This is a genomic window from Pseudoduganella sp. RAF53_2, from assembly GCF_052113985.1.
Classification (GTDB): domain Bacteria; phylum Pseudomonadota; class Gammaproteobacteria; order Burkholderiales; family Burkholderiaceae_D; genus Rugamonas.
Genome location: NZ_JBFRDW010000105.1, coordinates 1 through 12162, shown reverse-complemented (window position 1 = coordinate 12162; position 12162 = coordinate 1). Strand labels below are relative to the sequence as shown.

Below are 12162 nucleotides of genomic sequence, written 5' to 3'. Positions count from 1 at the left end.
TGGTCGGTATCGCGGCCGCTGCGATTATCGTGATCGCTGTCATGTCCACCGTGATGCGAGTCAAGCATCTGGAGAGTGACCAGGGACGTGAAACACTGCAGTCGGTGCCGACCGCCCAGGCGAGCGCGGAAGGCAATCCGTTTGCTAACGGCGCGCTGCCGGCTGAAATCACTGCGCCGCAGGCGGCCGCGGACACCAAGGCGAAAGAAGACATCAACTCCTCCACCAAAGTGGAAGGCCTGTCCGCTTTCGTGATGCTGGCCTTTATCTTTGTGGTGACCCAGATCGTCGGCATTATCGCCGGTTACAAATGGGGTTTTGCGGGCAAGAACAGTAAGGACGCTTACAAGAGCACACTCGGCTTCTCGACGTATGACGATTACAGCCGTTACTTCAGCCCCATTCTCTCGAATGCGGAAGCTAAACTGAGCACGTTGCAGCAGCGCCTGATTGAGCAAGGCGATAATGTCGACCTGAGCCTGAAGCACACGTTCGAGCAATTCCTGACCGAGCGCCATGCGACGCACCTGGAGCAAGCCGGGGTGCGCCAGCGCCAGAGCGCTGCTGCGGCAACTACGCAGCCTACGGCAGAACAAGTGCTGGAACGCGTCGAGCAATTTGGCGACGACAAGGAATCGGCGAAGGGCTATCTGATGGGACTTGATGCGGAACTGCGTGCGCAGGTGACCCCGTTGCTGAAGGCGCGCAAGGAACGACGCCAGCGCACTGAAGACGCGCAACGCGCGGCGAAGCAGGCGCAGGAACTGGACGATATCCTGTGAGGCCGCCAATGCATCGGACCATTCTTGCCGCGGCGGCTATGGCGCTCGCCCCAACCGGGGCGGCCTGGGCAGCCACGCCGCAAAACCAGATTCCCAGCTGCTACGCAGCCAATAAGATGGAAACAAGACCGGCTGCCCCGGCGCGTTCCTTCTTCATCGTGCTGGATGAAACGGTGGTGCTGGACGATAACTTGCAGCGTGCCTTATGGGAGCAAGTGCGCCCCCAACTGCAAGCCGGCACTGAGTTTGCCGTAATACGCTTCTCGGCCTTCTCGCAGGGGAAGTATCTTGAGGTGGTGGCGTCCGGGGCACTGGAAGCGCCTGTGTCGGCGACGGAGCGCGACAGCGTCAGCGTGCCAAAGCTGAAGAACTTCGACGCCTGCATGAAAGGCCAGGCCGATTATGCGCAGAAGCTCGCGCGGGCTGCAATTGCCAAAGTGTTGCAGGCCTCTTCTTTTGATCTATCGCGTTCGGACATCGAAGGCAGCCTGCAAGCCCTGTCGCACATCGTGGCGGAAGGTCAAGGCTCCCAGCGGACCTTGCTGTTAGTGTCGGATATGCTGGAGAACTCCAGCGTCTCCAGCTTTTATCAGAACAACGGAGTGCGCCGCATCGATCCGGTGGCGGAAATGAAGAAAGCGGAAGCCGAAAAGATGCTTGGTAATTTCGGCGGTGCTTCGGTCTATGTGATGGGGGCCGGCGTTATTGCTGCGCCGAACGGCAAAGGTAAGCCTGGCATCCAGTACCGCGATGCCAAAACCATGGCTGCGCTGCAGGACTTCTGGAATCGCTATTTCACCAGTTCCAATGCCAGGCTGATGGAGTTCGGCGCGCCAGCGCTGCTCTCCATCATTCCGTAAAACTAGTCGGGGAAGCGTTCGTTGATGGCGAGCGCTTTGTCGATGTTGTTGATCAGGAGTTCGACGTATTTGGGGTCCAGGTGTTTGCCCGCTACCTCGCGCATGTGCGTCACCACTTCGCCGACCGGCCAGGCATCCTTGTAGCAGCGCTTATGCATCAGGGCGTCGAACACGTCGGCCACGGCGACGATGCGGGCGTATTCGTGGATATTCTCGCCCTTCAGGCCTTGCGGATAGCCGCTGCCGTCGAATTTTTCGTGGTGCTGGTGGGCGATGACCGCGGCCGCTTTCAGAATCGGGCGCTGCGAGCCGTCCAGGATCGACAGGCCTACCGCCGGGTGCTGCTTCATGATTTCCCATTCCGCCGCATCCAGCTTGCCCGGTTTGAGCAGTACGGAGTCTGGCGTCGCGATCTTGCCGATATCGTGCATTGGCGCGGCGTGCTTGAGCACGGCGGTTTCATCGTCCGGCATGCCGGCAGCGCGCGCCAGCAGATGGCAGAACTCGGCCATGCGGCGCACGTGGTTGCCCGCTTCGTTGGAGCGGGATTCGACCACATCGCCGAGGCGCATGATCAGTTCCGCCTGCGTATCGGTGATCTCCTGATTCAGCAGGATATTGTCGAAGGCGATGGCCACGCCGCTGCAGAAGATTTCCAGCAGCTTGGCGTCGATTTCCGAAATCTCTTCGACGCCCTTCAGCACCAGCAGCGAAGCTTTGCCGCTATTGTTGGGGAAGTAGCCGACGTAGGTATCGCCCAGCATGCGCGAGATCTTGTTGCGCTCCGCATCCTTCAGCTGCGACATCAGGTCCGGGGTGAGCAGGCTCCCCTCATCCTGTCCAATCTGGGCCAGGATCTCATATTCGTTTTCGCCCGAGATGGCGGTGGCGCCGCGCAGGCGCAGCAGCATGCTGTTTTCGAGGCGCAGCAGCGCGACCACTTGCTGCAGCAGGCCGTTGGCGAAGTCCTTCAGATTACGCTGCTGGAAGATGTGGGCCGAGGCGGCGATCACACGCTCCAGGCCTTCGCGGTAGTGGGCCTGGGCGCGGCGCGCTTCCTCGACCTTCATGATGTCGCGGTAGGCGCGCAGGGCGGCGAAGGTGGTGGTGAACAGCTTGGTGCGGTCCAGCTCCGTCTTCTCTTTATAGTCGTTGATGTCGTAGTCGACAATCACGCGCTCTTCCGGCGCCTGGCCGGGCTGGCCGGTGCGCAGCACGATGCGGGTGAATTGATTGTCCAGATCCTGGCGCATCCAGCGCGCCACTTCCAGGCCGGAGTCTTCCTTTTCCATCACCACGTCCAGGAAGACGAGGGCGATGTCGGTTTCGCGCGCCAGCACTTCCTTGGCTTCAGCGCCGCTGTACGCATGGAGGAAGGAGAGGCCGCGGCCTTCGAGGCGGAAGCGGCTCAGCGTCAGCTTGGTAATGTCGTGAATATCGGGTTCGTCATCGACCAGCAGGATTTTCCACGGCGCTAACTTGGGCGATGCTGAAGACAAAAAAGACATATGGGCGAATTCCGCAAAATGACACAAAGTCCTGGGCGACGTCCCGTCTCACGGATGGAACATCTGAACGATTGTAGAACGACTGTGCTGCTATTAACAACAGGCAATACTATTTACCCGGATTCTTTACAACACCTACGAACTTCCGTAACGTTTCTGGCAGCGTTCGCACCAGAATGTGCGACGATTTGTCACGCCCAAGTGCGCCTTATGCAAGGGAATATTGCACCTAGGACATATTCTCTTGGTATGCACCAGCCAATGCTGTTTGAGTACAAATGCCTTTTTCCATTCAAGGAACTCAAAGCTGTATTGGCGCGCCTGCTTCACCAATTCTCTTTGTTTTGTAACCGGCAGTCCTGTTACCGTAGAGAGAGGGTGAATGTGCAGCCGAAACAATACTTCGTTTTTGATAATATTGCCAACTCCCGAGAAAATATTTTGGTCGAGTAGCGCATCGCAAACCAGCTTGTCCGGGACATCCCTTAATTTCTTCAGCGCGAGCTTGGGCGACCATTCATCGGACATCACATCTGTGCGCCAGTCGTAAGCCTCATCCAGTTCTTCTTCAACTACTTTAATCGAGCAGGTGTAGAAATTCATCTCCCCGCCCTCGATAAATTTCAGCGAGAGCCGCGGCGGGCTGTCCTTGCTTTCATCGATGCGGTAGGAGCCGAACATCAGAAAGTGAATACGCAGACTGAAAAGGGGCAGCTCGATCAGGAAATGCTTGCCCCAGCTGCGCACGGAAAGGATGGGTTGACCCGGCAAGTCTTCATACGGCACGGCCTTGCTGTTGCCGCTGGCCTCGGCAATCGTGCGGCCCTCAAACGGCTGGGCCAGTTCCTTCAAGATGACTATCGACGGACCTTCCGGCATCACGCGCTCCCGGCATTGGCGATGCACCAGTGTGGCGCTCGCTGACTGGCTTGCCTGTGCGGGGCCGCACGCAAACTCGCTCAGTCACCCACGCAACTGGGATACGGCGGTGCCTCACCGGGGACAATTGGACAGAGCTTGACCGGTGCAAGATTTGCGAGGCGCTCGATCCAACTTGCCTTATCGATGGGCAGTGGCGTGGCCGATGGCGGGCCGCGTTCAGCCCACTGGATTGTGTAGAAGTCACTGACGCCCTTGATCGAGAGGATCACGGCGGTTTCGCTATGCGGCGTGTTGGCTGAGCCGTAGCTGCCGCAGCTGATCACTGCGCCAAGGCCGTCCTGGGCGCCGGTGACTTGTACTCGGCCCAGTCCTTGCACACTGAAGGTGGTGGGACAAGCCTTTTCGAAGCCCTGCGCAATGCGGCCCAGGATCAGCTGTGGCGTGACGGCGGCGTTGACGGCCAATCCCCGGGCGGCGGTCACCGTCACCATCTGCGTCCAGTGTTCAACCGATTCGCCCGATAGCACGGCTTCGCGGATGTATTGTCCTTTGCGATCCTCTTCGAATTGAATGACGAATCCCTTTGGCATCGCGTGAAGCAGCAACTGCTCGTAGATGGGCGAGACGGATAACGTTGAAGCGCCCAGCGGCAGTGCAATTGCCAGTAACGCAGTGATGACGAGGGGTTTCATTTCAGCGGCCCACGGCAAGAACGAGCACGCCGGCCGCGACCAGCGCAATGCCGAGCCAGCTTTGCAGGGAAGGGCGTTCGCCGAGGAAGGTGACGGCGAAGATGGCGACCAGCACCAGGCTGAATTTATCGACGGGTGCGACCTTGGAGGCGTCGCCGATCTGCAGGGCGCGGAAGTAGCAAACCCAGGAGGCGCCGGTGGCGAGCGCGGAAAGCGTCAGGAAGAGCCAGGTCTTGCCGGATAAGGCCAGCGGGTTGCCCCACTTGCCAGTGAACCAGACAAAGGCCGCCAGAACGATGATGACGATGCTGGTGCGGATCAGCGTGGCAAAGTCGGAGTTCACGCCCTGGATGCCGATCTTGGCGAAGATCGCCGTGAGTGCCGCGAAAATGGCGGACAGCGCCGCCCAGAAAAACCAGTTGCCGGATGAAGCCATCGCCGCCCCTTGTTGAGATAACCAGGCGGCTATCTTACAACCAGAAGCAGGAACAGGTGCCTGCCACATCGTGGCAGGCACCAGGTTCACGCCGCTGGTTTTAGCCGACCTTAGGCAGGGCGGTCATGTAGCCCACCGCTGCGCCGAAGCGGTCGCGGTAGTTGGCGCGCACCAGCGGGTCCAGGGTGGACACGACCTTGGAATGCAGGCCACCGGTCACATTGCCGGAAGCGTCCTTGGTCAGTTCCCAGTCGCCTGGGTGCTGGAAGTTGCTCATGATGTAGGCGAAGCCGTTGATGTCGTCGACCGCGTGCAGGCCGGTCGACTCGGCTCCTGCCGGGTTGGACAGCAGACGCGACAGGGTCTTGCTGTCGACGTTGTACGCCCACAGGAAGTTATTGACGTGCAGGCCGGAGTCTTCGCCGATGAACAGGGTGCGCAGCTTCTCGGAGAACTTGATGTTGTCCGGGTTGGCGATCTTGTCCGGGTTGGCCAGGTTGCCCAGTGCATCCGGGGTCGCCAGGTCTTCACCCACCAGGGCCGGCACGGCGGCCATGTCGACCGGTACCCATTCGCTGTCGATCGCTGCGCCGGTGTCATCCTTCTGGCCGGACTTCAGGTTCAGTGCGTACACCACGCCTGCGTTCGGGCCTTTCACCGAAATGCCGCCGGAACCGTTGGTCATGGCCGGCTGGATGTAGCTCATGGCGCTGTAGGCGATCTTGTCCTTGGCGTTGACCGTGGTGCCTTCCATCTTGGTGAAGCCCATGCTGCCGCCTTTCAGTGCGGCGTAGCGGTGGGTTTCCAGGAAGGCGGCGGCCTTCTCCATACCGGTGTTGATCTTGATCCAGTTGGTCTTGCCGCTGAACGGGATCTTGGTGAAGGCTGCGTCGCTTGGATCGGCCGTCTTCACGCTCAGGATGTCGGAAGCCTTCAGGGTGTCGGCCAGCGCCTTGATCTCGGCGCTGGTGGCCTTGCCCAGCTTGATCCAGGACAGGTCAGCGGAACCGCCGTTGTCGGCAGTCTTCTGCGCCCACTTGGCCACGTACAGGGTGCCGGCGGACAGGTCCTGCGCCTTGTCGGCCACGAACATGAACAGGCCGCCGTTGGTGGCGTCGTCGCCCATCAGCGCGGTACGCTCGTCCGGCATCACTTGCACCAGCTCGTGCGAGATACGGCCCATGCAGTAGTGCTTCTTGATGGAGCCGGTGCCGTCCGGATTGACGGTGATTTCCGGCAGGTGGCCGTAGTGGTAAGGGTTGGCCTTGGTGGCGTCGCCGAACAGGTTCTGGCTGAAGTTCTGGAACTGGGTGTTGGTCGCGATGGCGGTGGCATCCGGCTCGTACTCTTCCGAGGACAGATGGGTATTCCACGGCGAACGGCTGGCGCCGCAGGTGATCCACAGGCCGTTGACGCCGCTGGTGTCCACGTTGTGGTACTTCACCAGGGTCAGCGCGCCGGTGGTCTTGTCCTGGTCCAGGGTCAGGATGGCGATTGGCGACGGCAGCATGCCGTACATGGAATCGCCCTTCACGTTGCGGGTGGTGTATTCGAACTGCACCACGGCGAACACGGTATTGCCCTTGATGCCGGTAACAGTCGGGCTGGCCAGTTTCAGCAGCGAGGTGCCGTCCGGGCAGTCGGAGAAGAACTGGCGTTTGTTCGCATCGGTGGCGTCGAGGATCGGGTTGTTCTTGATGTCGTAGTAGCCGCCGGCCAGGATGGTGCCGCCGCTGCCGTTCGGGACCATGGTGYCGGTGATGAAGAAGGTTTCGTACTTCAGCGCGTAGGTCTGCTTGGTGCCGTCGCTGAAGCTGGCGACCAGGGACGAGGCAACCGTGGTGGTTGCCATCTTGGCGGCGTCGGCCAGGCTCACGGCCGGCATGGCCGAGAAGGTCACGGAAGCCAGGGTTACCGGTGCTGGCGCTGGCGTGGCTGGCGCATCGTCGCCGCCACCACCGCAAGCGGACAGCAGAGCGGCAGTCGCGCTGCCTCCTGCCAGCGGCAGCAGAGGTGCACCGCCGAAGAATTTGAGAACGCGGCGGCGGGTCAGATCGAGGGAGTCGGACATTTGTCTTCCTGTGGTTGGTTTGATAGGAGCCCGCATCATAGGCAAAGCTTGTTACAACCACATGACAAATTAACATGTCATTTCCGACTAGTATATTTCGTAAGAAAACGTATCAGCCAACGCGGCGCCACAGGGAAAGTGTATATTTTGATGTGGGATGATTCGTCTGCACATGAAAGGAGCTCATCATGCGAAACCTCATTCTCGCTGCCATGCTGCTGGCCAGCGCTGGCGCCGCTTCGGCCGGCGTGACGGTCAAGTATGAAGATCCGGACAAGTTCCAGGATGTGCCGAAATGGGAGAAAGACCGCGAGCAGGTGCTGAAAGACCTGAGCGCGCATTTCGCCAAGCTGGGCAAGGATTTGCCGGCGGACGAAACGCTGAATATTACGGTCACGGACATCGACCTGGCAGGCTGGGTGGAGCCATCGCGCCGCCGCATCGACGACATCCGCATCCTGCGCGGTGGCGCCGACTGGCCGATGATGAAGCTTCAATACACGCTGGAGCGCGATGGACAGGTGATCCGTTCAGGCGATGAGCGCATCACGAACATGATGTACCAGCAGCGCATCAACCGCTACGACAACAGCGATTACCTGCGCTACGAAAAACAGATGATCGACGACTGGTACCACCACGCATTCCCGGCGCCGAAAATCAGTAGGGCGGATCATTGATCCGCCGTGTGTGATCAGTCGATCCAGTTCACCCGCGGGAACTTGCCGCGGAAGTCATCGGCCATCGGCACGACCTGGCTGTGCTTGTAGTTAAAGAAGACGAAGCCGGACTTGGCCATCGCAATCAGCTTGCCATCCTGTGGGCGCGTGATGCGGAAGATCACATCGCCGCCGTACTTGTTGAAGTCCATCACCCCCACCTCGAACAGCAGCTGGTCGCGCGCATGCGCTTCGGCGCGGTAAGTGGTGGCCAGGTCGGTCACGATAATGCCCGTGCCGTCCGGCCCCGTTTCACGCACGCCGAATTCGTAGAGGAAGCGCGCCCGCGCTTCCGAGATCATGGAGATCATCGAATCGTTGCCCAGGTGGTTGGCGCCGTTGATATCGGTCACGCGCACCGTCAGCTGGGTGGAAAAGCAGAATTGGTCTTCTGGGAACTCAAGCTTCAGTCTGGCCATGGCTAGCAAAGAATACGGAAAGCTCCCATTTTAGCGCCTACTGCTGCCGCACGATTTTGTACACCTTGCCGTCTCCGCTCATCATGTACAGCTCGCCCTGTGCATCCTGGCCGAAGGACGGCACATTGCCGATGTTTTGCACGGACCAGTCCTTTTGCTCGCTCACCGCGCCATTGCTGTACACGATGCTCTTCAGGAAGCCCTTGCAGTAATCGGAGTAGAGATAGCGTCCCGCCAGTTCAGGCAGATCCTTGCCGCGATAGACGAAGCCGCCTGTGATCGAACAGCCGTTGGCATTATTGGCGCCGTGCTCGTATTCGAACTTCGGCAGCGTGATGCCGGTTTTGTCGCAAGTCGCCGCGTTGTAGCAGCTGGTGCCTTCCATCTTGTTCCAGCCATAGTTCGCGGCCGCCGTGTTGGCGGGCACGATATCGACCTCTTCGCGTGCGTCCTGGCCCACATCGGCGATGTAGAGCTGCTTGTCCACCGTGTCGAAGGCGAAGCGCCAGGGATTGCGCAAACCATAGGCCCAGATCTCGCCGCGCTTGTTGTCCTGGTTGACGAAGGGATTGTCCGCAGGGACGTTGTACAGCGGCGCCACGGCGGTATCCACATTCAGGCGCAGGATCTTGCCCAGCAGGGAATCCAGGTTTTGCGCATTGCCGCTCGGGTCGCCCGCGCTCCCGCCATCGCCCGTGCCGGCATACAGATAGCCATCCGGACCGAAGGCCAGGTTACCGCCGTAGTGATTGGTGTAAGTCGGGTGCGGGATGGTAATGATGCGGTTCAGCGAATCCTTGTCGGCCACATTCGGATCGCTGGCGGAGACTTTGGCGGAGTCGATGGCGATGTTGCCGAATTTGTCCGTGTAATAGACGTAGAAGCGGCCGGTGACCGCATAGTTCGGATGGAAGGCCACGGAGAGCAGGCCGCCTTCGCCGGTGGTGCTGATCAAGCCTGAAATATCCAGGAAGGGCGTGGCTTTCAATCCGCTGCTATCGACGACGCGAATGCGGCCGGGACGTTCAACGATGAACTGGCGCGTATCGCCTGCCGGCGCCGTCAGCAGCAGCGGCTCGCTCAGGCCGGATGCCACTTCTTTCAAGGCCAGCGCGAAAGTCGGCGTTGGCGTGGTAGGAGTGGTTGGTGTCGTTGGCGTGGTGGGGGTGGTGGGCGATTGCGTCGGGCTGCCGCCGCCGCCTCCGCCACCGCACGCCGCCAGCGTTGCCGCCAACGCTACTGCTGCGGCGCATGCCGTCAGCTTCAAGTGTTTAGAACCCGCCATGCCCGCCTCCTCGTGTTTATCCAGCTGACGAGCTTAAAGGGCGGTGCAGGGCGCTTCTGTGCGGCAGCGCACAAAGGCGCTACTCGTTTTCGCTCAGGAAGATGAGCGTATGACCGTGCGCTTCCGCTGCCGCGCGCTGGTTGTAGGTGCTGCGATGCGAGCAGTTGAAGCCATGTTCCGCGTTCGGATAGACATGGATCTCCACTTCTTCGCGAATGCCGAAGCGTTCTGCGACGCTGCGCACGGCGTCCATCGAAATATGCTGATCCTTGCCGCCGAAGTGCATCAGCAGCGGCACCTTGATATCGTCCGCGCGGTCGAGCTGGTTCTGGATGCCGCCGCCGTAGTACGCCACGGCCGCGTCCACGTGGCCATTGGCCGCAGCCAGATAGGACATTTGCCCGCCCCAGCAATAGCCGACGGAACATACCTTGCCTTCCACGCCGGGCAAGGCGCGCAGGGCCTTTACGGCTGCGGCAATGTCGGCCTGGGCCTTGCCGGTATCGGTTTGCTGCTTGAGGGCGGCGGCCTTGGCCCAGTCCTGTTCGTCATAGCCCAGTTCCACGCGCGGCTCGGCGCGCCAGAACATATCGGGCGCCAGCACCACGAAGCCGTCGGCGGCGTACTGGTCCGCCACGCTGCGGATGTGGGCGTTGACGCCAAAGATTTCCTGGATCAGCAGAATGCCTGGGCCGTGTCCGCTGCGCGGCAATGCCAGATAGGCGGCGAAGGTGCCGTCATCGCCCTCCACATCAATCCACTGAGGATAAGTGTCCATAAAAACGCTCCGTTGTGCGGATCATCGATCCGCCGATTCTATGCTCCGCCCGGACGCAGGGCAAGGCCGCGAACGCACGCTTCAATCTCGGGGCGCGGGAAGGATGCAAAGTTCTTGTTCGACTCGGCAATCACCAGCTTGCGCGTGGAATGGTTCAGGCTATCGCGCAGCAGGCCGAGGAATTTTGGCGCAGCGATCAGGCAGAGATGATCGTATTGATTCTGCGCGGCGGCCGTGTCCAGGCGGCGTGCCAGCTGGCGCGCGAACTGATGCACCTCATGCTCGACCGCATCTTCGGATGGGGAGTAGGTCGGGTGCTGGCCGTTCGGGCTGTAGAACTGCGAATTGGCGTCGGATTCGATCTGGCGGTTGTCGGCACGGCCGAGTGGATTGGCCATGTCTTCCACTTCTTCGAGGGAGTGCTGCGCATCGCGCACCCGGAAGATGCGGGCGTGGCTGCTGTCGGCCACGACGACCCATGTTTTTTCCATGTTCGCCTCCTTGTAGGTGGGCGTTCAATATACCGCCGGGGGAAGTGTAGCGGCGCGCGCGACACTTGGCTGGCGAATGAAAGTTTCCTTATGGCATTTAGGTTGGCAGCGTGCGAAAATGCCGTATACGCGTGCTAACCTTGCACTTTCGATGGTTTTTTGACATGGTTGACCCCATTAGCGAATCCACAACTCCCGCGTCCGGGCAACAGCCGGGCAGGCTGTTCCGCTCGAAAGCAGCGGCGCTGGCGCTGCTGTGCGGATTTGGATTGACGGCAGCCTTCTTTGCCGGTGTCAGCCATCTGGAGCAGGACCGGCTGCAACTGACTTTCGAGCAGCAGGTGCACGGCCGCGTCTCTGCGCTGCGCGAAGGCTTCGGCAACGCCATCACCGGCCTGGAAGCGATCAATCTGATGTTCGCCAGCCGCGCCCAGGTCAGCCGCCAGGAATTCCATTCATTTGTTACCCCTCTGCTGGCCCAGCGGCCTTATGTCCTCGGCGCGTCTTTCGTGCGTTTTGTTTCGGACGCCGAGCGCGCCGCGTTCGAGGCGGATTTGAGCGAAGTCCGCCCCGGCGCTGTGATCCGTGAAATGCAGAATGGACAACTCCAGCCTGCGGGCCGGCGTCCGCGCTACCGCGCCATCGAATATATCGAACCCATGTCCGAGAACGAGGCGGCGCTGGGCCTCGATACCTTGTATCCGCCGCGCGACGAGCCGGCGCGCGAACGCGCCTATACCACCGGCCAGCCATCGGCAGGCGCGCTGGTGCCGCTGGCGCAGCGCGCCCGTGCGCGCATGGGCGTGGTGATTTCCATGCCGGTCTACCAGTTCGGTGCGCCGCTGACCGATGCCGCGGCGCGCCGGGCCGCCGTGATTGGCGAAACCACGCTGGCCGTGCTGCCCGGCGAAATGATCGAGAAGATTCTGGAGAAGAGCGGCAACGGCGCACTCCAGCATTACGAACTGAAGGCCTACGCCAGTGCCACCGCTGCGCCGGACACGCTGGTCTACCAGTCGCGCCAGCCGGTGCAGGGCAATATGCCGGAACTGCCACGCTGGCTGTATCCATCGCGCATCCAGACGCTGCAAATGCCGATCGAAGTGGCGGGCAAGAGCTGGCTGCTGGAAGCGCGGGCCGATTCGTCCGTGCTGGCGACCGACCATCTGGCATCGCTGTTCACGCTGGTGCTGGGCATTACCACGACGCTGCTTGGTACGGCCTGGGTCAGCACCCTGG

The 12162-nt window shown here is 60.8% G+C and carries 12 protein-coding genes and 1 pseudogene; 4 read left to right on the top strand and 9 right to left on the bottom strand.

Going from position 1 to position 12162, the window contains the following annotated elements:
* Positions 1–782, top strand: a pseudogene (locus AB4Z11_RS08765) (hypothetical protein); the annotation flags it as partial.
* Positions 783–820: 38 nt separating this feature from the next.
* The gene (locus AB4Z11_RS08760; RefSeq protein ID WP_442024474.1) at positions 821–1642 is read left to right on the top strand and encodes a hypothetical protein; all 822 of its coding nucleotides are present in this window, start codon (positions 821–823) and stop codon (positions 1640–1642) included.
* A gap of 2 nt (positions 1643–1644) precedes the next feature.
* On the opposite strand, the gene AB4Z11_RS08755 is transcribed toward AB4Z11_RS08760, so the two are convergent.
* The 5 genes from AB4Z11_RS08755 to AB4Z11_RS08735 all read right to left on the bottom strand — a co-directional run bounded on the left by AB4Z11_RS08755 (position 1645) and on the right by AB4Z11_RS08735 (position 7231).
* Positions 1645–3150 carry an HD domain-containing phosphohydrolase gene (locus AB4Z11_RS08755; protein ID WP_442024472.1) on the bottom strand — a complete coding sequence of 502 codons (1506 nt, stop codon included), beginning with the start codon at positions 3148–3150 and terminating at the stop codon, positions 1645–1647.
* Between the two features lie 135 nt (positions 3151–3285).
* Positions 3286–4029, bottom strand: a complete 744-nt coding sequence (locus AB4Z11_RS08750) for a DNA-formamidopyrimidine glycosylase family protein (protein ID WP_442024470.1) — start codon at positions 4027–4029, stop codon at positions 3286–3288.
* An 80-nt stretch (positions 4030–4109) separates the two neighbouring features.
* Positions 4110–4724 (bottom strand): hypothetical protein, encoded by a 615-nt coding sequence (locus tag AB4Z11_RS08745; protein WP_442024468.1) that lies wholly within the window; start codon positions 4722–4724, stop codon positions 4110–4112.
* Between the two features lies 1 nt (position 4725).
* On the bottom strand, positions 4726–5160 hold the full coding sequence (locus AB4Z11_RS08740) for an EamA family transporter (RefSeq protein ID WP_442024466.1): 435 nt from the start codon (positions 5158–5160) through the stop codon (positions 4726–4728).
* Positions 5161–5260: 100 nt separating this feature from the next.
* Positions 5261–7231, bottom strand: a complete 1971-nt coding sequence (locus tag AB4Z11_RS08735; RefSeq protein WP_442024464.1) for a PhoX family protein — start codon at positions 7229–7231, stop codon at positions 5261–5263.
* A 188-nt stretch (positions 7232–7419) separates the two neighbouring features.
* On the opposite strand from AB4Z11_RS08735, the gene AB4Z11_RS08730 reads away from it, so the two are divergent.
* Complete coding sequence (locus tag AB4Z11_RS08730; RefSeq protein WP_442024462.1) at positions 7420–7911, top strand: DUF3016 domain-containing protein; 492 nt, start codon at positions 7420–7422, stop codon at positions 7909–7911.
* 14 nt (positions 7912–7925) lie between these two features.
* Here AB4Z11_RS08730 and AB4Z11_RS08725 read toward each other — a convergent pair whose 3' ends face one another.
* The 4 genes from AB4Z11_RS08725 to AB4Z11_RS08710 form a co-directional block, all read right to left on the bottom strand.
* Positions 7926–8369 carry a thioesterase family protein gene (locus AB4Z11_RS08725; RefSeq protein ID WP_442024460.1) on the bottom strand — a complete coding sequence of 148 codons (444 nt, stop codon included), beginning with the start codon at positions 8367–8369 and terminating at the stop codon, positions 7926–7928.
* A gap of 37 nt (positions 8370–8406) precedes the next feature.
* The gene (locus AB4Z11_RS08720; RefSeq protein WP_442024458.1) at positions 8407–9654 is read right to left on the bottom strand and encodes a PQQ-dependent sugar dehydrogenase; all 1248 of its coding nucleotides are present in this window, start codon (positions 9652–9654) and stop codon (positions 8407–8409) included.
* Between the two features lie 79 nt (positions 9655–9733).
* Complete coding sequence (locus AB4Z11_RS08715) at positions 9734–10432, bottom strand: dienelactone hydrolase family protein (protein WP_442024456.1); 699 nt, start codon at positions 10430–10432, stop codon at positions 9734–9736.
* A 38-nt stretch (positions 10433–10470) separates the two neighbouring features.
* On the bottom strand, positions 10471–10923 hold the full coding sequence (locus AB4Z11_RS08710; protein ID WP_442024454.1) for a host attachment protein: 453 nt from the start codon (positions 10921–10923) through the stop codon (positions 10471–10473).
* A 164-nt stretch (positions 10924–11087) separates the two neighbouring features.
* Between AB4Z11_RS08710 and AB4Z11_RS08705 the strand changes: the two genes are divergently transcribed.
* Positions 11088–12162 (top strand): CHASE domain-containing protein (locus AB4Z11_RS08705; protein WP_442024452.1); only part of this gene is annotated, 1075 nt, incomplete at its 3' end.

Excerpts from the sequence above, each read along its gene's own strand:
- AB4Z11_RS08760 (WP_442024474.1), top strand. The coding sequence starts at position 821 with ATGGCGCTCGCCCCAACCGGGGCGGCCTGGGCAGCCACGCCGCAAAAC.
- AB4Z11_RS08755 (WP_442024472.1), bottom strand. The coding sequence starts at position 3,150 with ATGTCTTTTTTGTCTTCAGCATCGCCCAAGTTAGCGCCGTGGAAAATC.
- AB4Z11_RS08750 (WP_442024470.1), bottom strand. The coding sequence starts at position 4,029 with ATGCCGGAAGGTCCGTCGATAGTCATCTTGAAGGAACTGGCCCAGCCG.
- AB4Z11_RS08745 (WP_442024468.1), bottom strand. The coding sequence starts at position 4,724 with ATGAAACCCCTCGTCATCACTGCGTTACTGGCAATTGCACTGCCGCTG.
- AB4Z11_RS08740 (WP_442024466.1), bottom strand. The coding sequence starts at position 5,160 with ATGGCTTCATCCGGCAACTGGTTTTTCTGGGCGGCGCTGTCCGCCATT.
- AB4Z11_RS08730 (WP_442024462.1), top strand. The coding sequence starts at position 7,420 with ATGCGAAACCTCATTCTCGCTGCCATGCTGCTGGCCAGCGCTGGCGCC.
- AB4Z11_RS08725 (WP_442024460.1), bottom strand. The coding sequence starts at position 8,369 with ATGGCCAGACTGAAGCTTGAGTTCCCAGAAGACCAATTCTGCTTTTCC.
- AB4Z11_RS08720 (WP_442024458.1), bottom strand. The coding sequence starts at position 9,654 with ATGGCGGGTTCTAAACACTTGAAGCTGACGGCATGCGCCGCAGCAGTA.
- AB4Z11_RS08715 (WP_442024456.1), bottom strand. The coding sequence starts at position 10,432 with ATGGACACTTATCCTCAGTGGATTGATGTGGAGGGCGATGACGGCACC.
- AB4Z11_RS08710 (WP_442024454.1), bottom strand. The coding sequence starts at position 10,923 with ATGGAAAAAACATGGGTCGTCGTGGCCGACAGCAGCCACGCCCGCATC.